Below are 21,577 nucleotides of genomic sequence, written 5' to 3' on the forward strand. Positions count from 1 at the left end.
GGCGATGTGTCGCCAATGCGGGCCTGGGCCGCCAATCGCCCGGCAGATGAAAATTTAGCCGCCGGACCAGCGGCACTTTTTGACGCTCGCGCTAGTCTTAGCGTGGATCGCGGTGACGGACGTCACTTCACCTGTCTACGCTATCCTTGTGCGAGACTCACGCAGGAATCCAGCGCAATATGAATGTCCTGATCGTTGATGACGAACCCTTGGCCCGCGAGCGCCTGAGCCGAATGGTTGGCGAACTCGAGGGATACAGTGTCCTGGAGCCTAGTGCCACGAATGGCGAAGAGGCGTTGGCACTGATCGACAGCCACAAGCCGGATATCGTGCTGCTTGATATCCGCATGCCCGGTCTCGATGGCCTGCAAGTGGCTGCTCGGTTGTGCGAACGCGAAACTCCGCCCGCCGTGGTGTTCTGCGCCGGGCCCGATGAATTTGCCGTGGAAGCCTTACAGGCCAGCGCCGTAGGCTATCTGGTGAAACCTGTGAGAACTGAACAGTTACATGACGCATTAAAGAGAGCCGAGCGCCCCAATCGTGCCCAGCTCGCCGCCCTGACCCGTCCTGCTGCCGACAGTGGCAGCGGCCCGCGCAGCCATATCAGCGCCCGGACCCGAAAAGGGATCGAGCTGATTCCGCTGGATCAGGTGGTTTACTTCATTGCCGACCACAAATACGTAACCTTGCGTCACGAAGCCGGTGAAGTGCTGCTCGATGAGCCGCTCAAGGCCCTCGAAGACGAATTCGGTGACCGTTTCGTGCGGATCCATCGCAACGCTCTGGTGGCTCGTGAGCGTATCGAGCGATTGCAGCGCACACCCCTGGGGCATTTTCAGTTGTTCCTCAAGGGCCTCAACGGTGATGCGCTGATCGTCAGTCGGCGTCATGTGGCTGGCGTGCGCAAGATGATGCAACAGCTTTAAACAGCTGTCCGCAGGCGAATTTCACACCCGATTGCCGGACATCCGGGGCCAGGGAGGCCGAGTAGTATCTGATACAAGTCAAAGTGGATTTGGCTGAGCTGTTATTATCCGCCGTATCTATTCAGTACGGATTGATCCATGTCCTCTCGCGAAATCCGCATCGCCACCCGCAAAAGCGCACTCGCCCTGTGGCAGGCCGAATACGTCAAAGCCCGTCTTGAAGCAGCTCATCCGGGCCTGCTGGTGACCCTCGTCCCCATGGTCAGCCGTGGTGACAAGCTGCTTGACTCACCGCTGTCGAAAATCGGCGGCAAGGGCCTGTTCGTCAAGGAACTCGAAACCGCGCTGTTGGATAATGAAGCCGACATCGCCGTGCACTCCATGAAGGACGTGCCGATGGACTTCCCCGAAGGCCTTGGCCTGTTTTGCATTTGCGAGCGGGAAGACCCGCGCGATGCCTTCGTTTCCAACACCTACGCCAATCTGGATGAGTTGCCCCAGGGCAGCATCGTCGGCACCTCCAGCCTGCGTCGCCAGGCTCAATTGCTGACCCGTCGCCCGGACCTGGAAATCCGCTTCCTGCGCGGCAACGTCAATACCCGCCTGGCCAAGCTCGATGCCGGTGAATACGACGCCATCATCCTTGCCGCTGCCGGCCTGATCCGCCTGGGCTTTGAAGATCGCATCACTTCGGCCATCAGTGTCGACGACAGCCTTCCGGCCGGTGGCCAGGGCGCGGTGGGTATCGAATGCCGTAGCGCCGACAGTGAAATCCATGCACTGCTGACGCCCCTGCATCACCAGGACACCGCCACCCGCGTGACCGCCGAACGTGCCCTCAACAAGCACCTCAATGGTGGCTGCCAGGTGCCGATTGCCTGCTACGCCGTACTGGAGGGCGAGCAGGTCTGGTTGCGCGGGCTGGTGGGCGATCCAGCCGGTGGCCTGCTGCTCAGCGCACAGGCCCGCGCCCCTCGTGGCGATGCCGAGGCGCTGGGTGTGCGAGTGGCCGAAGACCTGCTCAGCCAGGGTGCGGACGCCATTCTCAAAGCGGTGTATGGCGAGGCTGGCCACGAGTGACCGGTTGGCGCTTGCTGCTGACGCGTCCCGCCGAAGAGGCGGCGGCGCTAAGCAGTCTTTTGGCCGAGCAGGGGATATTCAGTAACAGTCTGCCGCTTTTGGACATCATGCCCATTGCGGCCACTGACACAATGCGCCAGGTGATTGCGGCGCTGGATCAGTTCTGCGCCGTCATCGTGGTCAGCAAACCGGCAGCCCGGATCGGCGTCGAACTGCTTGAGCGGTATTGGCCAACACCGCCGGGTGTGAAGTGGTTCAGTGTCGGCGCGGCGACTGCGCAGATCCTCGAGGGTCGCGGGCTGGACGTGAGCTTCCCGGCAGAGGGCGATGACAGTGAAGCCTTGCTCGAACTTTCCCGACTGCGCGAGGCTATCGCACGACCCGATGCGCGAGTGCTGATTCTGCGCGGAGAGGGCGGGCGCGAGTTGCTGGCTGAGCGTTTGCGTGAGCTTGGTGCTAGTGTCGAGTATCTGGAGTTGTACCGCCGGGCACTGCCGATTTACCCGCCGGCCGCGCTAGCGCAACGGATCCAGGCGGAACGCCTGAACGGGCTGGTGGTCAGCAGTGGACAAGGTTTTGAGCACCTGCATCAATTGGCCGGCGACGCCTGGCCGCAGTTGGCGCGGTTGCCATTGTTTGTACCAAGCCCCAGGGTTGCCGAAATGGCGCGTGCCGCCGGGGCTAAAACAGTTGTGGATTGTCGCGGCGCGAGTGCCGCGGCCTTGCTGACGGCGTTACGGGAGCATCCCGTACCCGTTTTCTAATGCAAAGGATGGATACGTGAGCGAAACAGCCTTGCCTAAAGATGACTCGCGACCGGTGCTCGATGCACCTGTAGATGCATTTGTTGAAGAACTGCCGCCGCCGCCACCAGCTGCCGAGCAGCGTCGAGGCAATGGTCTGGCAATCATCGCGCTGCTGTTGGGTGCGGCCGGTGTCGCGGTGGGTGGTTGGGGTGTCTGGCAGGTGCGTCACCTGCAGGCCAACAATCAGCAGCAACTGAACCAGGTACAGGCGTTGAACGACCAGGCGCAGAGCCTCAAGCTCAATGAGGAACGCCTGAGCGCACGCCTGGCGCAATTGCCTGCCGCCGATGAACTGGAAGCACGCAGTCGTCTGGTGATCCAGCTGCAAGGTGATCAGCAGCGTCTGAACCAGCGTCTGGAAACCGTACTCGGCGCCAGCCGCAAGGACTGGCGTCTGGCCGAGGCCGAGCACCTGCTGCGCCTGGCCAGCCTGCGACTGTCTGCATTGCAGGACATCAGCAGCGCCCAGGCATTGGTCCAGGGGGCCGACGAGATACTGCGCGAGCAGAATGATCCGGGTTCCTTTGCCGCTCGCGAGCAGGTGGCCAAGACCCTGATCGCCTTGCGCAGTACCGAGCAACCGGATCGCACCGGGCTGTTTCTGCGCCTGGGCGCGCTGCGCGACCAGGTGACCAGCCTCACCGAGCTGGCACCGGAGTACAAGGATCGTGGCGATTCGTTGCTGGGCCTGACCTCCGATGGCGACGGTGCCAGTCGCTGGGCGCAATGGTGGGACCAGATTTCGCGCTACATCCGTATCGATTTCAATGCCGACAAAAACGTTCGCCCATTGCTCGCCGGCCAGAGCCTGAGTCAGGTACGCCTGGCCCTGAGCCTGGCGCTGGAGCAGGCACAGTGGGCCGCACTCAATGGCCAGGCGGCGGTTTACTCCCAGGTGCTGGACGAAGCGCGGGACATCCTCAAGGGCAACTTCAACCCGGACAACGCGCAAAGCAAAATCATGCTTGAGCAGGTGGCCGAGCTGAGCAAGCAACCCGTCACGGTCGTCACACCGGATATGACCGGCACCCTGAGCGCGGTGCAGGGGTATCTGGAGCGGCGCAACGTCAACGCCGAAGACTCGGTCAAACCACTGGCCAAGCCTGCCGCGAACACCGCGCCGGAGGCCACGCCATGAGACGCCTCTTTGTGATCGTGTTCCTCGTTGTCGCCGCTACCGCTGCGCTGGGGTTGGCGATTGCCGAACATTCCGGTTACGTGCTGGTTGCCTACAAGACCTTCCGCTACGAGTCGAGCCTGTGGGCTACCTTGGCGCTGGTGGCTGTGCTCTGGCTGGTGATCTGGGGCATCAAGGCGCTGGTCGAACTGGTGATGACTTCCAGCGGCGTGGTCAATCCGTGGTCACGGCGTAACCGCAGCCGTCGGGTGCAGGTGGCGATCGAACACGGTCAGCTGGACCTGGCCGAGGGTCGCTGGGCCAGCGCGCAACGGCACTTGCATCGGGCCGCCGAAGCCGAGCGCCAGCCGCTGCTTTACTACCTCGGCGCGGCCCGTGCCGCGAACGAACTAGGCCATTACGAAGAAAGCGACAACCTGCTGGAGCGCGCCCTGGAGCGTCAGCCTCAGGCCGAGTTGGCGATCGCCTTGAACCACGCCCAGTTGCAGACTGACCGCGGTGATACCGAAGGTGCCCTCGCTACCCTGCAAGCCATGCGTGAGCGCCACCCGCATAACGCACAGACCCTGCGTCAGTTGCAGCGCCTGCTTCAGCAGCGTGGTGACTGGTCGGCACTGATTCGCCTGCTGCCGGAGCTGCGCAAGGACAAAATTTTGCCGGCGGCTGAACTCGCCGAGCTTGAGCGTCGGGCCTGGGGGGCGAACCTGTCTCTGGCGGCGCAACGGGAAGACGACGGTGCGGTGGGGCAGCAATCGCTCGAACGTGCCTGGCAGCAACTGACTTCGGCACAACGCCAGGAGCCGCAACTGGTGCTCGCATATGCCGAACAACTGCGGCAGTTAGGGGCTCATGTCGAGGCCGAAGAAGTGCTGCGAACTGCTCTGAAACGCGGCTACGACAGCCATCTGGCTCGTCTCTACGGGCTGGTTCGCGGCAATGATCCGACCCGCCAGTTGCAGACTGCCGAAGGTTGGCTCAAGGACCATCCGGCCGATCCGGGCCTGCTGCTGACACTGGGTCGCCTGTGCCTGCAAAACAGTTTGTGGGGCAAGGCGCGGGACTATCTGGAAAGCAGCCTGCGTGTACAACGCAATCCGGAAGCCTGTGCGGAGCTGGCACGCTTGCTGGCGCAAATGGGCGATACCGAACGCAGCAACCAGCTGTTTCAGGAAGGCCTGGGGTTGTTGGATGAACGCTTGCTCGCGGCCCCTCTGCCAGTGCCCGTCCGCGCTTGACCCATTCGCTGGCGCCGGGCTCTGGCGTCTGAGCGATGAACTGCGGCGAGGGAGCAATTGCCCTCTTCGCAGTACGAAAACTGGTTGAAATTCAGTCGCCAAATCTCGTCGCAGGCAAAGTCCTACAAAGGACTACATTTTATCCCCTCACCTGCGTCGGGATTTCCCTACACCTGCGCTGAAGTCTCTGTGGGCACTTGCCTTGAAAGGCCGTCGCGCTTTCCTCTACCGTAACGGTCTGTCACTACTTTTACGGAAAAGCCATGTCATTGGCCTGCTCACGCTCCTTGTTTTTCATGGCTTTCATTGCGGGTGCCCTGGCGATGGGCGTTTCCTTCTACCTGGAATATGCGGTCGGCCTGCGGCCGTGCGGCTTGTGTCTTGCGCAACGGGTTTGTCTGGCGCTCCTGACCGCTGTCTGCCTGATGGCTTCGGTCCATGGCCCGGGTCGCATCGGAAACGTTCTGTATTGGCTGCTCAGTCTTTGTTGCAGCCTGGCCGGCACTGTCACGGCGTGGTGGCAGGTTCTGCTGCAAAACCTTCCGATGGAGCACGCAGCGGCCTGCTCGACCCATCTGGCGGATCTGTTCGCCAGTTCTCCGTGGCTGTCCGTGCTACGGCAAGTGTTCAAGGGGGCTGCCGATTGTGTGGAAATTTCCTGGACGCTGTTCGACCTGAGTATCACGGAGTGGAGCCTGCTGCTCTTCGTCGCGATGATGGTTCTGGCCGTTTACCAGTCGTTGCGACTGGTCTGGATCAGCTATCAGCGACCACTCAGCGGCGAGTCGTCGCACCGGGCCTTTGCCGGCGATTAAACACTTGTATGAACTTTATCGCGTGCGTACCTTGAAGCGAGTGACGTGCGGGCATAATCTGGCCCGCACGTGTCATTGGAATTATGTTGCTCGATGACGCTCTGCCTGACCGCCCACCGACGTTACAAGAGGCGAGCGGGCATAGAGCAGCTGACCCACAAGGGAAGAGAGATCACCATGCTCGAAAGTTGTCAGAATGCTCAGGAACGCTGGGGTGGAGTGCACCTGCTGATCGATCGCTGGTTACAGGAGCGCAAAGAACTGATCGATGCATACGACAAGCTCGGTGCCGATCCTGAGGCACTGTCCACGAATCGCAAGCCTTTGCAGGAGTTCTGCGGCGTGCTGGTCGATTATGTATCGGCCGGGCATTTCGAGATCTACGAGCAGCTGACGGGGGAGGCCAAGGCCTTCAACGACAAGCGTGGGCTGGAGCTCGCCGAGACTATCTACCCGCGCATCGATGTCATCACCGAGAAGCTGCTTGCGTTCAATGACCTTTGCGACGAAGGAAAATGCGTTGCGGATAAGTTCAAGGAGCTGGGTGGCCTGTTGCACGAACGCTTCGAACTGGAAGATTGTCTGATCGAAGTGCTGCACACCGCCCACAAGGAAGTCGATCAGGTTCAGGCCTAAGTCGCTTCCCGCAAGACCCTCAAACGGCGTGCCACGGCACGCCGTTTTTCATTTCCGCTGTCAGCTGGTTGCACCACGCAATTCAACTTCGAACACCAGTGGAGTGAACGGTGCGATCACATCACCGGCACCGTCGGCGCCATAGGCCTGGGCCGATGGAATCACCAGTCGCCATTTCGCCCCGACCGGCATGTTTTGCAATGCGCTGCGCCATCCGGCGATCACGCTGTCGAGACTGAACCATTGTGGCTGACTGTTCTGATCGAACACCGTGCCGTCGGGCAAGCGACCGATGTACAGCACCTGCACCTTGCCGTTCGGTCCGGCCTTGGCGCCAGTACCCGGCGTCAACTCGGTCAGCAGCACGCCATCAGCCAGTTCGCGTACGCCGGGCCTGGCTTTCTCGGCGGCGAGAAAGCTCTGTTCTTTTTCCAGTGCCATTTCGCTTTGCGGCTCGGCTGACTGCATGGCGATTCGTGCTTCATGCTCGGTCAAAATCTGCTGGATCTGCTCGTCCTTCAGCGCCAGCGGTTTGCCCTGGTAGGCCTGTTGCAAACCTTCGACCAGTGCCTGGAGTTGCAGGTCGGGAGCCTCCTGGCGCAAGCGTTCGCCAAGGCTTGCGCCCAGGCTGTAAGCGAGATCGTGGGCTTCATTTTCCTGTGTTGTTTCGGCGGCTTGGGCCACCGAAAAAAACACGCACAGCGATAAAAAAAGGTAGCGCGACATGGGCACTCTCCGACCTGAATTGCGGGCGATTATGCCAGTGAGAATGTGCGCAACGGTGAACTGCTTTCGCGCCGACGTAGAAGTTTTTCAGTCCTTTGCAACACAACGCTTTCGATAGTGTCAACATGCCCTAGCGGCGGTTGCAGCAGAGGTCTAGTATGAGCCGCACTCACTTCAGCCAGGAGGTAAACCATGTCGGCCACCAAGAAGCCAGTAAACACTCCGTTGCACCTGCTCCAACAACTCTCGGGCAGCCTGCTCGAGCATCTGGAAACCGCTTGTTCCGAAGCCTTGGCTGATGCTGAAAAACTGCTCGCCAAACTGGAAAAGCAGCGCGGAAAAGCGCAAGAAAAACTGCACAAGTCCCGCACCAAATTGCAGGATGCTGCAGCGTCCGGAAAAGCCAAGGCACAAGCCAAGGCGAAGGGCGCAGTGGGCGATCTTGAGGAGCTGCTCGACGCCCTCAAGGATCGTCAATCGGAAACCCGCGGCTACATTCTGCAACTCAAGCGCGATGCTCAGGAAAGCCTGAAACTGGCCCAGGGCGTCGGTCGTGTACAAGAGGCTGTCGGCAAGGCGTTGTCCCTGCGTGCGGCCAAGCCTGCTGCGGCACCTGCGAAGAAAGCCGCTGCTAAACCGGCTGCTGCAAAAGCACCGGCCAAGCCTGCTGCTGCCAAACCAGTAGCGAAAACTGCCGCAGCCAAACCTGCTGCAAAACCTGCTGCGAGAAAACCGGCTGCTGCCAGCGCCGCAAAACCCGCCGCTAAAACCACGGCTGCCAAACCAGCCGCTGCACGACCTGCCGCTGCAAAAGCCGCTGCTGCCAAACCAGCCGTGGCTAAAATCGCCGCCGCTAAACCGGCTGCAAAACCGGCAGCCAAACCAGCCGCTAAACCGGCTGCAAAACCAGTAGCCAAAGCAGCTGCAAAACCGGCCGCTAAACCAGCTGCCCGGACCGCTGCGGCGAAACCTGCTGCCAAGCCGGCGGCCAAACCCGTCGCTGCAAAACCAGCAGCCAAGCCCGCTGCCAAACCTGCGGCAAAACCTGCTGTAAAAGCGGCTGCCAAACCTGCTGCTAAACCAGCCGCAAAACCAGCTGCAGCGAAACCAGCAGTCGCGGCCAAGCCGGCCGCTGCCAAGCCAGTTGCCGCCAAACCTGCTGCGGCAAAACCTGCTGCGGCAAAACCCGCTGCAAAACCAGCAGCCAAACCTGCAGTGAAAAAGCCGGTTGCCGCCAAGCCAGCCGCCGCACCGGTTGCCAAGCCAGCCAACCCGGCTCCGGTAGCAACGTCTGCTTTAGCAGCAGCCACCTCGACAGCCACGCCAGCGCCAACGCCGGCCGCCGCATCGATCGCAGCAACCACCCCAACCAGCGCTTCCTAAGTGCCGGTTACCGCGACGCGCAGCTGATGCAGCGCGTCGCGGTGCAGGTGGGCGGCACCCGCCGCCGCACCTTCCAGCCAGGCCGATAGATCGGTCTCGGCATCTTGTGGCCAACTCTGTGCCGCTTTCTCCAGCCGCAACAACAGATGCCGCTCGGCTTCCAGCTCCAGTGCCTTCACTTGTTCACGCAGGTTGTGCAAATCAGCGTCTGCCGTGGCAGCGGCCTTCCATTGCGTGCGCAAGGTGCGTAACGGTCGCACGACATCGCTGTCCCAAGAGACGGCCACACTGCGTAGATGCTGCAAACGCTGCTCATCGCAGGCCACGCCTCGTTGTCCCAACCAGGCAGCACACAGCAGCAGACACACGTTGACCCCCGCCGACTGCAATTGCAGGCATGCCTGCTCAATGCCCGGTCGAGCGTAAGTGTTCAGGGAAAAGCTCCACAGGTCAGAGGACATAGTGCTACTCGCGCCAGTTACGAGCGAAGCTGGTAGACTCCGCCGCCATTATGATTCGACTTCAGAACCTGACTTTACAGCGTGGCCCGCAACGTCTGCTAGAAGACGCCGAGCTGACCCTGCACGCCGGCCATAAAGCCGGCCTCATCGGTGCCAACGGCGCCGGCAAATCGAGCCTGTTCGCCTTGCTTCGGGGCGAACTGCACCCGGACTCGGGTGATTGCTTCCTGCCGGCCGACTGGCGTATCGCCCACATGCGCCAGGAGGTCGATACCCTCGAACGCCTGGCGGTCGACTACGTGCTCGATGGCGACCTGCGCCTGCGCCAGGTGCAACGTGACCTGGCGGCAGCCGAAGCGGCCCATGACGGTGCCGCACAGGCCCGCCTGCACTCGGAACTCGACAGCGCCGACGGGTACACCGCCGACGCCCGGGCGCGCAAGTTGCTGGCCGGCCTTGGGTTCACCAACGAGCAGATGGATCGTCCGGTCGGGGATTTCTCCGGCGGCTGGCGGATGCGCCTGAACCTGGCGCAGGCCTTGATGTGCCCATCGGACCTGCTGCTGCTCGACGAGCCGACCAACCACCTGGACCTCGACGCCATCATCTGGCTTGAGGAATGGCTCAAGAGCTATCCAGGCACCCTGATGCTGATTTCCCACGACCGCGACTTCCTCGATGCCGTGGTCGATCACGTGGCTCACGTCGATCAGCGCAAGATCACCCTGTACCGCGGTGGCTACAGCGCCTTCGAACGCGCCCGTGCCGAACGCCTGGCCCAGCAACAGCAGGCCTACGAGAAGCAGCAGGTGCAGCGTGCGCACATGGAAAGCTACATCGCCCGCTTCAAGGCCCAGGCCACCAAGGCCCGCCAGGCCCAGAGCCGGATCAAGGCACTGGAGCGGATGGAAGAGCTGACCGCTGCCCACGTCGATTCGCCGTTCGATTTCGTGTTCCGTGAATCGCAGAAGATTTCCAGCCCGCTGATCGACCTGTCCGATGCCCGCTTGGGTTATGGCGACAAAACCGTGCTGGAGAAGGTCAAGCTGCAACTGACCCCGGGTGCACGTATCGGCCTGCTCGGCCCTAACGGCGCCGGTAAGTCGACCCTGATCAAGAACCTGGCCGGTGAGCTTTCGCCGTTGGCCGGCCGCTTGACCCGTGGCGAGAACACCGTGGTCGGTTACTTTGCCCAACACCAACTCGACTCCCTGGACTCCAAGGCCAGCCCATTGCTGCACTTGCAGCGCCTGGCGCCGACCGAGCGCGAACAGACCCTGCGCGACTTCCTCGGTGGTTTCGACTTCCGTGGCGCGCGGATCGACGAGCCGGTGCTGAATTTCTCCGGTGGCGAGAAGGCGCGCCTGGCACTGGCGTTGATCGCCTGGGACCGGCCGAACCTGCTGCTGCTCGACGAACCGACCAACCACCTGGACCTGGAAATGCGCCTGGCGCTGACCATGGCCCTGCAGGAATTCAGTGGCGCGGTACTGGTGGTCTCCCACGACCGTCATCTACTTAAAAGCACCACCGACAATTTCTATCTGGTGGCGGACGGCAAGGTCGAAGAGTTCGACGGCGACCTGGAGGACTACACCCGCTGGCTGGTGGAGTATCGCCAGCGCAACGCCCCGGTCAGCAACACGCCGGTCAATCCGGACAAGACCGACAAGAAAGCCCAGCGTCAGGCTGCCGCTGCGTTGCGTCAGCAACTGGCGCCGCACAAGCGCGAAGCTGACAAGCTTGAAGTCGAGCTCGGCAAGCTCCACGAAAAACTGGCGAAGGTCGATGCCAGCCTCGGCGACAGCGACATCTACGAACCGGCACGCAAGAATGAATTGCGTGATCTGCTGGCCGAACAGGCCAAGCTGAAGGTGCGTGAGGCGGAACTGGAAGAAGCGTGGATGGAAGCCCTGGAGTTGCTGGAAAGCATGCAGGCGGAGCTGGAGGCGCTGTCCTGATGGATGCCTTCAAGCTGCCGCTACCGGCAGTGTGGGCCGAGCCGATCTGGCTTGGCGTGCAAATTTTGCTGATCCTGCTCGCCGGCTATTTCACCCAGCGCTTCGTTGCGAAAGGCCTGACCCGCCTCGGTGAGCGTTACCCGTTCCCGCCGCAGCTGATGTTGCCGCTGCGGGGCGGTTTGCGCTGGCTGATCATGGGCAGCGCGCTGATCTTCGTGCTGGAGCGACTCGGTGTATCGGCCACGGTGCTCTGGACCGCGTTGTCCGGTTTCGTCGCGGTCGCGGCGGTGGCGTTTTTCGCCATGTGGAGCGTGCTGTCGAACCTGCTGTGCGCGATCCTGATCTTTACCGTCGGCCCGTTCCGCCTAGGTGATGTGGTCGAGTTGGTGGACACCACCGACAAGCCTGGCGTCAAAGGTCGGGTGGTGGCGATCAATCTCCTCTACACCACGCTGATCGAGGCCGAAGAACTCGGTACGGGCAGCGCCATGGTGCAGGTGCCCAACAGTCTGTTCTTCCAGCGATCGGTGCGGCGCTGGCGCGGGACGGATGTGTTTCCTTCCAGCGGGTTTGAAAAGTAAGCCTGTTGTTGCCTGATACACCGCTTTCGCGAGCAAGCCCGCTCCCACCTTTGTGGCCACTGAAGATCAACTGTGGCAGCGGGCTTGCTCGCGAAGAAGCCCTCACGCCGCAAACGCTGGTCGGCTGTCGACACATCCGGCAAAAAATCGGTAGTCATCCAACCAAAGCCGCATTAGCTTAGACGTCTGTCACGAGTCCGAGTCGAGGTGTGCAATGGAGCTTCAAACATGGCTGGCGTTTTTTGCCGCCTGCTGGGTGATCAGTCTGTCCCCCGGTGCCGGCGCCATTGCGTCTATGTCCAGCGGTCTGCAATACGGTTTCTGGCGCGGCTACTGGAACGCCCTGGGCCTGCAACTGGGCCTGGCGGTGCAGATCGCCATCGTCGGTGCCGGTGTTGGCGCCATTCTCACGGCTTCGGCCTCGGCCTTCTACGCCATCAAATGGTTTGGCGTGGCGTATCTGGTTTACCTCGCGATCAAGCAATGGCGCGCGTTGCCCAGCGATATGAGCGATGACGCGGCGGTGCGCCAGATCGGCAAGCCGATGGCCCTGGTGTTCCGTGGTTTCCTGGTGAACATCAGCAACCCCAAAGCGCTGGTGTTCATGCTGGCGGTGTTGCCGCAGTTCATCGACCCCCATGCTCCGCTGCTGATTCAGTATCTGGTGATCGGCGTGACCATGATCTGCGTCGACCTGATCGTCATGGCCGGCTACACCGGCCTGGCGTCCAAAGTGCTGCGTCTGCTGCGCACACCGAAACAGCAAAAACGCATGAACCGGACCTTTGCCGGGCTGTTCATTGGGGCGGCGGCGTTTATGGCAACGCTGCGCAGAGCCGCCGTCTGAATCGGCAGGAACCCGAAAAGGCGACCCATGCGGTCGCCTTTTTTGTTGGCGTATCAGTACTTTGGAGCGCCTGCACTTTGGCAGGAAGTCCCAACAAAGCTTGAGCGAAACCGGTTGGGCGTTAACAATATGTAACTTCGTTTTTCCAATTGAGATTCATTCATGATTGCCCCCTCCCGTTTTCTGGCCTGGCTGGTGCTGCCGCTGTTCGCGGTGTGCAGCTTTCAGTCGGTGGCCGCACCCGTCGAAGGTGCTCCGCAGGCGCTGCACTTGCTCGATTACATCGGCGCGGATTACCCGGACACGGTGCAGGCGGGCAGCATCATCGATCAGGCCGGATTTCACGCGCAGCAAGAGTCGGTCAAGACGCTGGGAAGTTTGATGGCGGGCATGCCGGCCAAACCGGAAAAAGCGGCGCTGGAGCAAAGCCTGGTCACGCTGGAAAATTCAATCAGCGTCCGTCAGGACGGTGCCGACGTCACTCGCCAGGTCCGGCAACTGGGTGCGAAGTTGGCCGTGGCCTATGAAGTCAGCCAGGCCCCGGTCATTACGCCAGACCCGTCGCGTGGGGCGCCGCTGTACGCTCAGCATTGCTCGGTGTGCCATGGCGACACCGGGGCCGGAGACGGCCCGGCGGGTGTCGGCATGACGCCAGCGCCATCCAACCTGCGCGATACCACGCGGCAGGATCGACTGAGCCTCTACGCGCTCTACAGCACCTTGGGCCAGGGCATTGAAGGGACTGACATGCCAGCCTTTGCCGACCAACTGGATGATCGCCAGCGTTGGGACCTGGCCACCTACATCGCCAGCTTCAGTGTCGACCCGGCGACAGCCCGTGCCGAGAAAACCTACAACATCGCCGATCTGGCCCGTCAGACCCCGGCCGAAGTGCAAGCTGTCGAAGGTCTCCAAGCCGCCGCGACGTTTCGTACCCAGCGGGCGCAACCGCCGCAGGTCAAGCGCGGCCCGGCACAACTGCTCGACTACACCGCAGCTACTCTGGACAAGAGCGTCGCGGCGTATCGTGCCGGCGAGCATGATCAGGCTTATGACTTATCGGTAGCGGCCTACCTTGAAGGCTTCGAGCTGGTCGAAAGCTCGCTGGACAACATTGACGCCAACGTCCGAAAAGACACTGAAAAATCCCTGATGGCCTACCGTCAGTCCTTGCAGGATGGCCTGCCGGTGACAGACGTCGAACAGCGTCTGGACGCGGCCAAGGCCAAGTTGAAGGCATCGGCCGATCTGTTGGGCAACGACGGTTTGAGCTGGTCGCTGAGTTACATTTCCGGCTTGCTGATCCTGCTGCGCGAAGGGCTGGAGGCGATTCTGGTGCTGGCGGCGATCCTGGCTTTCCTGCGTAACACCGGTCAACAGGCGGCGGTGCGCAGCGTCAACGTCGGTTGGGGCCTGGCATTTCTGGCGGGGCTGGGTACCTGGGCGCTGGCAGCCTATGTGATTGATGTCAGCGGTTCGCAGCGTGAATTGCTTGAGGGCGCGACAGCGTTGTTTGCCAGCGTCATGGTGTTGTGGCTGGGCGTGTGGATGCATGACCGTCGTCACGCGGCGGCCTGGCAGGATTACATCAAGTCCAGCCTGGTGGGTGGCGGCGGGCGTTTCGGCTTTGCGACCCTGGCGTTTTTCTCGGTGTATCGTGAACTGTTCGAAGTGATCCTGTTTTACGAAACCCTGTGGTTGCAGGCAGGTCCGGCGGGGCATAACGCGGTGCTGGCCGGTGGTGCGACCGCTGTGGTGCTGCTGATCGGCCTGGCCTGGGTGATTTTGCGCGGTTCGGCGAAGCTGCCGCTGGCGCTGTTCTTCAGCATCAACGCTGGTCTCTTGTGCGCCTTGTCGGTGGTGTTTGCCGGACATGGCGTGAAAGCGCTGCAGGAAGCCGGGATCTTCGGCACGCGGCCTGTGCCGTTCTTTGAGTTTGACTGGCTGGGGATCCATGCCGATGCGTATTCGCTGAGTGCCCAGGCTGTGGCGATCCTTGCGATTGTCGTGCTTTATGGGCGTAGTCGGATGGCTGAGAGGCGGCGGGTGCAGGTTTCTTAAACGGCATTCGCTTCGCTCATATTCGCGGGCAAGCCCGCTCCCACAGGTTTAGCGTTAACCTGTGGGCGCGGGCTTGCCCGCGATGCTTTTCAACAGAGGAAAATTAAATGCGTGTGTGGATCGACGCCGATGCCTGCCCCCGGCAGGCCAAGGATCTGGTGGTGAAGTTCGCCCTCAAGCGCCAGTTCGAAGTGGTGCTGGTGGCCGGGCAGCCGCAGACCAAGCCAGGTCTGGCGCTGGTCAAGCTGATCGTGGTGCCGAGCGGTCCGGATGCGGCCGATGATTACCTGGTGGAACACGCGGTACCCGGTGAGCTGGTGATCTGCAGCGATGTGCCGTTGGCTGATCGCCTGGTGAAGAAGGGTGTGGCTGCGCTCGATCCGCGGGGCAAGGAGTTTGATGCGCAGAACATGGGGGAGCGGCTGGCGGTGCGCAATCTGTTCACCGATCTGCGCGAGCAGGGGCAAATGGGCGGAGGACCAGCGCCGTTCGGCGATCGTGAGAAGCAGGCGTTCGCCAATGCGCTGGACCGGATCCTTACCCGGCTGACGCGCAAACTGTAGGAGCGAGCTTGCTCGCGATGGACGTCAACGATGACGAGTGCTGGCTGGATGAACGTGGCGCTCTCACGTCTTTCGCGAGCAAGCTCGCTCCTACAATAAATCGTGTCAGGCATCGTTTTCGTGGGTCAGTTCCAGTACCCGGTCGACCAGCTTGTTGATGCCGGACGCCACTTCACTGATCGATTGCGCCAGCATGTAAGCCGGGGTGCTCACCAGTTTGCGCGCCTTGTCCTCGACAATGTCACTGACCGCGCAATCGGTATGGGTCGCGCCCATCTTGTTCATCGCGGCAGCGGTGTCAGTGTCATTGCCGATGGTACAGGTGACGCCGGGGCCATAGATCTTCGCCGCCAGGGCCGGTGAAATGCACATCAACCCCACTGGCTTGCCGGCCTCGGCAAAGGCTTCGGTCAGGGCCAGGACATCCGGTTGAACGGTGCAGCCGGCGCCTTCGATGGCGAAGTTGGACAGGTTCTTGGCCGAGCCGAAGCCGCCGGGCACGATCAGCGCATCGAACTCGTCGACGTTTGCGTCACGGATGTCCTTGATGTTGCCCCGGGCAATCCGCGCCGACTCCACCAGCACGTTGCGCGACTCGGGCATTTCTTCGCCGGTCAGGTGATTGATCACATGCAACTGCGCGATGTTCGGTGCGAAGCACTGCACCTGGGCTCCGCGCTGGTCCAGGCGCAGCAGGGTGATGACGCTCTCGTGGAGCTCGGCGCCGTCGTACACGCCACAACCGGAAAGGATCACTGCAACTTTTTTGCTCATGGGCTTTTCTCCAGATTCATGGCGTTAAATGTCCACTAATTTGTCACTCGTTGCCATAGGGTTAATTCACAGTTACACATAGCATCTGTCCGCAGGATTCCGACCAGGGCGCGTCATGGATTTCATTCTGTATGCGGTGCCGTTCTTCTTTGTGCTGATCGCTTTCGAGCTGATGGCCGACCGTTGGCGCGGGGTGAGCAACTATCGGCTGGCGGACGCGATCAACAGCATCAGCACCGGCGTGCTGTCGACCACCACGGGGCTGCTGACCAAAGGCGTGGGATTGCTGACCTATGCGTTCGCCCTCAAGCATCTGGCGCTGTTCGAGTTGTCGGCCGACAGCGTCTGGACCTGGGTGCTTGCCTTTGTCTTCTACGACTTCTGCTACTACTGGCTGCATCGCATGGGCCACGAGCGCAACATCCTCTGGGCCGCGCATTCGGTGCATCACCAGAGCGAGGACTACAACCTGTCCACGGCGTTGCGCCAGACCAGTACCGGATTCCTCCTGAGCTGGATCTTCTATCTGCCGATGGCCGTGTTTGGCGTACCGCTGCTGGTGTTCGTCAGTGTCGCGGCGTTGAACCTGCTGTATCAGTTCTGGGTGCACACCCGACACATTCCCAAGCTTGGCTGGTTCGAATGGTTCTTTGTCACGCCTTCCAATCATCGGGCCCACCATGCACAGAACGCTCTCTACATGGATCGCAACTACGGCGGTGTGTTCATTATTTGGGACCGTCTGTTCGGCTCGTTCCAGGAAGAAGACGACAACGAACCGGTGGTCTTCGGTGTGACCACACCGTTGGCGAGCTGGAATCCGGTGTGGGCGAACGTGCAGTTCTATGCGCAGTTATGGGCAGATGCACGGCGTGCCGAAAGCACTTGGGACAAACTTCGGATCTGGTTCATGCGCACCGGTTGGCGCCCGGCGGACGTGGCCGCCAAATACCCGATGAACAAGCCTGACCTGGGCCTTTTCCGCAAATTCGAGGTGCCACTGGACGGACGTCAGCAGCTCTACGTGCTGTTGCAGTTCTGTTTCTATATCGCACTGGGCAGTTACTTGATGAATCTTGAGCCGAAGCTGCCAGTCGCCGCCCTGGTGTTGGGCTGGGGCTCAGTGGCGTTCGGTCTGTTTGTGCTGGGCGTGGCCCTGGAGAATCGCCCGTGGGCGTTGAAGCTGGAGCTGTTGCGGCTGGGGTCGAATCTGCCATTGGTATGGCTGGCCCCGCTAGTGGGGCTGTGGCCGGTCAGCGCGGCGGGCTGGATCGGCCTGCTCAGTTACAGCCTGTTGAGCGTTATCGGTCTCTACTGTTGCAGAAACCGCATCACTCGGTTGGCGTCGTAGGGCCTTCGGTTTTGGTCCTCTTCAGGGCTTGTTCGTCGGCGTAGATCTGTTTGGCCAGGCGGGCATTCTTGAAGCGCCGACGCAGCCACAGCACGAGTCCCAGGACCAGCAGGGCGCCGAGCACCCAGAGTTCGTACTTCTTCACACTGCCGAGCATGCCTTCGAGCACGGCGCCGAAATGGTACGCGGCCGCCGCCAATGCAGCGGCCCAGATCGCCGCGCCAATCCCGTTGAGCAGCAGGTAACGGCCCGGGGGATAGCCCGACAGCCCGATAGCCACCGGCATGACCGTACGCAAACCGTAGACGAAGCGGAAACTCAGGACCCAGATGTCCGGATGCCTGCGAATGTGTTCCAGCGCCCGGTCACCCATCATTTGCCAGCGCGGCTTGCGCGCCAGCAGCTTGCGGCCGTGCTTGCGCCCCAGGAAATACCACAGTTGGTCGCCGGCGTAGCTGCCGAAGAAGGCCACGACCACCACCAGGTTGATGTCCATGTATCCGCGGAACGCGAGGAAGCCCGCGAGTACCAGGATGGTTTCGCCTTCGAAGAACGTGCCTAGAAAAAGGGCAAAGTAGCCGAAGTCATGCAGAAATTGTTGGAGCATTGTCTGGGTGCTGGCGAAATGAACGCGCAGCCTAACCCTTCGGGCACATTCAGGAAAGTGTCCAAATGTGTCTCGACGTGAACATTTCCTACAACGACAATGGAATGCGGCTACGTGTCACAGCGTGCACATAACTGTAATACGTTCGTCATAATGGCCGCTTATAACTGTCACGCTCGCCCGTAAGCGCGGGCTCAGGAGTCTGCCGTGAGCTTTACCCCCGCCAACCGTTTGTTCCCCGCAACCCGCCTGCGCCGCAACCGTCGTGACGACTTCTCGCGTCGTCTGGTCCGTGAAAACGTCCTGACCGTCGATGACCTGATCCTGCCGGTATTCGTGCTGGATGGGGAAAACCGTCGCGAAGCGGTGGCCTCGATGCCGGGCGTCGAACGCCTGACCATCGACCTGCTGCTGGAAGAAGCGGCCAAGTGGGTCGAGCTGGGGATTCCGGCACTGGCGCTGTTCCCGGTGACTCCGGCTGAACTCAAGTCCCTGGACGCCGCCGAAGCGTGGAACCCCGAAGGCATTGCCCAACGCGCGACCCGTGCGCTGCGTGCGCGATTCCCGGAGCTGGGCGTGATCACCGACGTCGCCCTGGACCCGTTCACCACCCACGGTCAGGACGGCATCCTTGATGAAGAAGGCTACGTGCAGAACGACATCACCGTCGATGCACTGGTCAGGCAAGCCCTGTCCCACGCCGAGGCCGGCGCTCAGGTCGTGGCGCCATCGGACATGATGGACGGTCGCATCCAGGCGATCCGCGAAGCCCTCGAGGTGGCCGGTCACGTCAATGTGCGCATCATGGCCTACTCGGCCAAGTACGCCAGTGCCTATTACGGCCCGTTCCGCGATGCGGTCGGTTCGGCGCTGAACCTGGGCAAGGCCAACAAGGCCTCCTATCAGATGGACCCGGCCAACAGCAACGAAGCCCTGCACGAAGTGGCGGCGGACTTGTCAGAAGGTGCAGACATGGTCATGGTCAAGCCAGGCATGCCGTACCTGGACATCCTGTGCCGGGTAAAAGAAGAATTCAAAGTGCCGACCTTTGTCTATCAAGTCAGCGGCGAATACGCCATGCACATGGCGGCGATTCAGAATGGCTGGTTGAGCGAAGGGGTTATCCTCGAATCCCTGACCGCTTTCAAACGTGCAGGCGCTGATGGCATCCTGACGTACTTTGCCGTTCGTGCCGCTCAATTGTTACGAGAGCAGAAATAGCCCTCCCAGGAACATGTGATGAATACCGAAGGACTCACTGAAGTTGCCGTACAAGACGCCCAGCCCGTGGTAGAGCAGATCGCCGAGACCCCGCCGGAGTTGGAGCCTGCTCCGCCCGCGGCGGTCGTCGAACCCGCTGCGGCGGCACCGGCGATTGCCATTCCCGGCCTGGACGACAGCAGCCTGTACATCCACCGCGAGCTGTCGCAACTACAGTTCAACATCCGCGTGCTGGAACAGGCGCTGGACGAGTCCTATCCATTGCTGGAGCGGCTGAAGTTTCTGCTGATCTTCTCCAGCAACCTGGACGAGTTCTTCGAGATTCGCGTCGCCGGCCTGAAGAAGCAGATCACCTTCGCCCGTGAACAGGCGGGCGCCGACGGTCTGCAACCGCATCAGGCATTGGCGCGCATCAGCGAGCTGGTGCACGGTCACGTCGACCGTCAGTACGCGATCCTCAACGACATTCTGTTGCCGGAGCTGGAAAAACATCAGGTCCGCTTCATCCGTCGCCGCCACTGGACGACCAAGCTGAAAACCTGGGTCCGACGCTATTTCCGCGACGAAATCGCGCCGATCATCACCCCGATCGGCCTCGACCCGACTCACCCGTTCCCGTTGCTGGTGAACAAGAGCCTGAACTTCATCGTCGAGCTCGAGGGTATCGATGCCTTCGGACGGGATTCCGGTCTGGCGATCATTCCGGCACCGCGCCTGCTGCCGCGGATCATCAAGGTTCCGGAAGAGGTTGGCGGCTCTGGCGATAATTATGTGTTCCTGTCGTCGATGATCCACGCCCATGCCGATGACCTGTTCCAGGGCATGAAGGTCAAGGGCTGCTACCAGTTCCGCCTGACCCGCAACGCCGACCTGGCGTTGGACTCCGAGGACGTCGAAGACCTGGCTCGCGCCCTGCGCGGCGAACTGTTCTCCCGTCGCTACGGTGACGCAGTACGCCTGGAAGTGGCCGACACCTGCCCGAAACACCTGTCCGACTACCTGCTCAAGCAGTTCAACCTGAGCGAGAGCGAGCTGTATCAGGTCAACGGTCCGGTGAACCTGACGCGGCTGTTCAGCATCACTGGCCTGGACAGCCAGCGCGAGCTGCAATACCTGCCGTTCACCCCGCAGATCCCGAAACTGCTGCAGAACAGCGAAAACATTTTCAGCGTGATCAGCAAGCAGGACATCCTGCTGCTGCACCCGTTCGAATCGTTTACCCCGGTGGTCGACCTGCTGCGCCAGGCCGCCAAGGACCCGCACGTGCTGGCGGTGCGCCAGACCCTGTATCGCTCCGGTGCCAACTCGGAAATCGTCGATGCGCTGGTGGATGCTGCGCGTAACGGTAAGGAAGTGACGGCGGTGATCGAGCTGCGCGCGCGGTTCGACGAAGAGTCCAACCTGCAACTGGCCAGCCGCCTGCAAGCGGCCGGTGCGGTGGTGATCTACGGTGTTGTCGGCTTCAAGACCCACGCCAAGATGATGCTGATCCTGCGTCGCGAGGCCGGTGAAATCGTCCGTTACGCGCACCTCGGCACCGGTAACTATCACGCCGGTAATGCACGCCTGTACACCGACTACAGCCTGCTGACTTCCGACGACGCCTTGTGCGAAGACGTTGGCAAGCTGTTCAGCCAGTTGATCGGCATGGGCAAGACGCTGCGCATGAAGAAGTTGCTGCACGCGCCGTTCACCCTGAAAAAGGGCATGCTCGACATGATTGCCCGCGAAACCCAGTTCGCCCTCGACGGCAAGCCGGCGCACATCATCGCCAAGTTCAACTCGCTGACCGATCCGAAGATCATCCGCGCGCTGTACAAGGCCAGCCAGTCAGGTGTGCGCATCGACCTGGTGGTGCGTGGCATGTGCTGCCTGCGACCGGGCATCGCCGGGGTGTCCCACAACATCCACGTGCGCTCGATCATCGGCCGCTTCCTGGAACACACCCGGGTCTTCTACTTCCTCAATGGCGGCGACGAGCAGATGTTCCTGTCCAGCGCCGACTGGATGGAACGCAACCTCGACAAGCGCGTCGAGACTTGCTTCCCGGTGGAAGGCAAGAAGCTGATCATGCGGGTCAAGAAAGAGCTGGAGTTGTATCTGACCGATAACACCCACAGCTGGAGCCTGCAGTCGGACGGGCGTTACATCCGTAACACACCGACCGGCAACCAGAACCCGCGCAGCGCCCAGGCAACATTGCTGGAGAGGTTGGGTAGCCCGATTCTGGCGGTTCGATAACTCCAGATCCTAGTAAAAAAAGGCGATCCCTCGGGATTAATGCCAGTCAGTTAAGCTGACTGGCATTTTTATTTTTGATCGGATACTTCGGGGATTTGAGCCTGATGGCCCGGGGGTAAATGCGCTCCGCCCGTCGATGAGGCAGTACATACTGCGGGGCTGAG

General features: G+C 61.3%; 20 protein-coding genes and 1 pseudogene. 17 read left to right on the top strand and 4 right to left on the bottom strand.

All coding sequences use genetic code 11. The features are described from left to right. Window positions 1-60 precede the first annotated feature (60 nt). From KGA88_RS31865 to rsd, 8 genes and pseudogenes are all read left to right on the top strand, one after another. Window positions 61-183 (top strand): annotated as a pseudogene (locus KGA88_RS31865) (sensor histidine kinase); the annotation flags it as partial. Continuing rightward, window positions 180-926 (top strand): LytR/AlgR family response regulator transcription factor, encoded by a 747-nt coding sequence (locus tag KGA88_RS25475; RefSeq protein ID WP_103395904.1) that lies wholly within the window; start codon window positions 180-182, stop codon window positions 924-926. The pseudogene KGA88_RS31865 and the gene KGA88_RS25475, both read left to right, overlap by 4 nt. Window positions 927-1,064: 138 nt before the next feature. Next, window positions 1,065-2,006 carry a hydroxymethylbilane synthase gene (hemC, locus tag KGA88_RS25480; RefSeq protein WP_223595075.1) on the top strand — a complete coding sequence of 314 codons (942 nt, stop codon included), beginning with the start codon at window positions 1,065-1,067 and terminating at the stop codon, window positions 2,004-2,006. Beyond that, window positions 2,003-2,770, top strand: a complete 768-nt coding sequence (locus KGA88_RS25485; RefSeq protein ID WP_223595077.1) for a uroporphyrinogen-III synthase — start codon at window positions 2,003-2,005, stop codon at window positions 2,768-2,770. The genes hemC and KGA88_RS25485 overlap by 4 nt, the downstream gene beginning before the upstream one ends. A 16-nt stretch (window positions 2,771-2,786) precedes the next feature. Continuing rightward, entirely contained in the window at window positions 2,787-3,950 is a 1,164-nt protein-coding gene (locus KGA88_RS25490; protein WP_223595079.1) for a uroporphyrinogen-III C-methyltransferase, read from the top strand. Then, window positions 3,947-5,185 carry a heme biosynthesis protein HemY gene (locus KGA88_RS25495; protein WP_110659853.1) on the top strand — a complete coding sequence of 413 codons (1,239 nt, stop codon included), beginning with the start codon at window positions 3,947-3,949 and terminating at the stop codon, window positions 5,183-5,185. The genes KGA88_RS25490 and KGA88_RS25495 overlap by 4 nt, the downstream gene beginning before the upstream one ends. A gap of 263 nt (window positions 5,186-5,448) precedes the next feature. Further along, on the top strand, window positions 5,449-6,000 hold the full coding sequence (locus KGA88_RS25500) for a disulfide bond formation protein B (protein WP_223595081.1): 552 nt from the start codon (window positions 5,449-5,451) through the stop codon (window positions 5,998-6,000). Window positions 6,001-6,177: 177 nt separating this feature from the next. Beyond that, complete coding sequence (gene rsd, locus KGA88_RS25505; protein ID WP_110659855.1) at window positions 6,178-6,636, top strand: sigma D regulator; 459 nt, start codon at window positions 6,178-6,180, stop codon at window positions 6,634-6,636. 60 nt (window positions 6,637-6,696) lie between these two features. Here the strand turns inward: rsd and KGA88_RS25510 are convergent, their stop codons facing one another. After that, window positions 6,697-7,362, bottom strand: a complete 666-nt coding sequence (locus KGA88_RS25510; RefSeq protein WP_110659856.1) for an FKBP-type peptidyl-prolyl cis-trans isomerase — start codon at window positions 7,360-7,362, stop codon at window positions 6,697-6,699. A 192-nt stretch (window positions 7,363-7,554) separates the two neighbouring features. Here KGA88_RS25510 and KGA88_RS25515 point away from each other — a divergent pair, with 192 nt between their 5' ends. After that, the gene (locus KGA88_RS25515; protein ID WP_223595083.1) at window positions 7,555-8,745 is read left to right on the top strand and encodes an AlgP family protein; all 1,191 of its coding nucleotides are present in this window, start codon (window positions 7,555-7,557) and stop codon (window positions 8,743-8,745) included. Here KGA88_RS25515 and KGA88_RS25520 read toward each other — a convergent pair. Next, window positions 8,742-9,206 (bottom strand): TIGR02444 family protein, encoded by a 465-nt coding sequence (locus KGA88_RS25520; RefSeq protein ID WP_110662453.1) that lies wholly within the window; start codon window positions 9,204-9,206, stop codon window positions 8,742-8,744. The two genes, KGA88_RS25515 and KGA88_RS25520, sit on opposite strands and share 4 nt — an antisense overlap. Window positions 9,207-9,256: 50 nt before the next feature. On the opposite strand from KGA88_RS25520, the gene KGA88_RS25525 reads away from it, so the two are divergent. From KGA88_RS25525 to KGA88_RS25545, 5 genes are all read left to right on the top strand, one after another. Continuing rightward, window positions 9,257-11,167 (top strand): ATP-binding cassette domain-containing protein, encoded by a 1,911-nt coding sequence (locus tag KGA88_RS25525; RefSeq protein ID WP_110662454.1) that lies wholly within the window; start codon window positions 9,257-9,259, stop codon window positions 11,165-11,167. Further along, a complete protein-coding gene (locus KGA88_RS25530; RefSeq protein ID WP_223595092.1) occupies window positions 11,167-11,748 on the top strand; it encodes a mechanosensitive ion channel family protein in 582 nt (193 codons plus the stop codon). Before KGA88_RS25525 ends, KGA88_RS25530 begins: the two co-directional genes overlap by 1 nt. Before the next feature lie 214 nt (window positions 11,749-11,962). Further along, on the top strand, window positions 11,963-12,595 hold the full coding sequence (rhtB, locus tag KGA88_RS25535; protein ID WP_223595095.1) for a homoserine/homoserine lactone efflux protein: 633 nt from the start codon (window positions 11,963-11,965) through the stop codon (window positions 12,593-12,595). A gap of 162 nt (window positions 12,596-12,757) precedes the next feature. Then, window positions 12,758-14,656 (top strand): FTR1 family protein, encoded by a 1,899-nt coding sequence (locus KGA88_RS25540; RefSeq protein ID WP_223595097.1) that lies wholly within the window; start codon window positions 12,758-12,760, stop codon window positions 14,654-14,656. Between the two features lie 107 nt (window positions 14,657-14,763). Continuing rightward, the gene (locus tag KGA88_RS25545; RefSeq protein ID WP_110657865.1) at window positions 14,764-15,219 is read left to right on the top strand and encodes a YaiI/YqxD family protein; all 456 of its coding nucleotides are present in this window, start codon (window positions 14,764-14,766) and stop codon (window positions 15,217-15,219) included. Window positions 15,220-15,324: 105 nt separating this feature from the next. On the opposite strand, the gene elbB is transcribed toward KGA88_RS25545, so the two are convergent. Then, window positions 15,325-15,993 carry an isoprenoid biosynthesis glyoxalase ElbB gene (gene elbB / locus KGA88_RS25550; RefSeq protein WP_110657862.1) on the bottom strand — a complete coding sequence of 223 codons (669 nt, stop codon included), beginning with the start codon at window positions 15,991-15,993 and terminating at the stop codon, window positions 15,325-15,327. Window positions 15,994-16,108: 115 nt separating this feature from the next. Between elbB and KGA88_RS25555 the strand changes: the two genes are divergently transcribed. Beyond that, the gene (locus tag KGA88_RS25555; RefSeq protein WP_223595100.1) at window positions 16,109-17,344 is read left to right on the top strand and encodes a sterol desaturase family protein; all 1,236 of its coding nucleotides are present in this window, start codon (window positions 16,109-16,111) and stop codon (window positions 17,342-17,344) included. Here the strand turns inward: KGA88_RS25555 and KGA88_RS25560 are convergent. Then, a complete protein-coding gene (locus KGA88_RS25560; RefSeq protein ID WP_110657858.1) occupies window positions 17,325-17,951 on the bottom strand; it encodes a DedA family protein in 627 nt (208 codons plus the stop codon). The two genes, KGA88_RS25555 and KGA88_RS25560, sit on opposite strands and share 20 nt — an antisense overlap. Before the next feature lie 207 nt (window positions 17,952-18,158). Between KGA88_RS25560 and hemB the strand changes: the two genes are divergently transcribed. Both hemB and ppk1 read left to right on the top strand, forming a co-directional pair. After that, window positions 18,159-19,172 carry a porphobilinogen synthase gene (gene hemB / locus KGA88_RS25565; RefSeq protein WP_046039035.1) on the top strand — a complete coding sequence of 338 codons (1,014 nt, stop codon included), beginning with the start codon at window positions 18,159-18,161 and terminating at the stop codon, window positions 19,170-19,172. A gap of 18 nt (window positions 19,173-19,190) precedes the next feature. Then, window positions 19,191-21,413 (top strand): polyphosphate kinase 1, encoded by a 2,223-nt coding sequence (gene ppk1 / locus KGA88_RS25570; RefSeq protein ID WP_110657856.1) that lies wholly within the window; start codon window positions 19,191-19,193, stop codon window positions 21,411-21,413. Window positions 21,414-21,577 lie beyond the last annotated feature (164 nt).

Source organism: Pseudomonas sp. A-R-19 (assembly GCF_019956575.1).
GTDB lineage: Bacteria > Pseudomonadota > Gammaproteobacteria > Pseudomonadales > Pseudomonadaceae > Aquipseudomonas.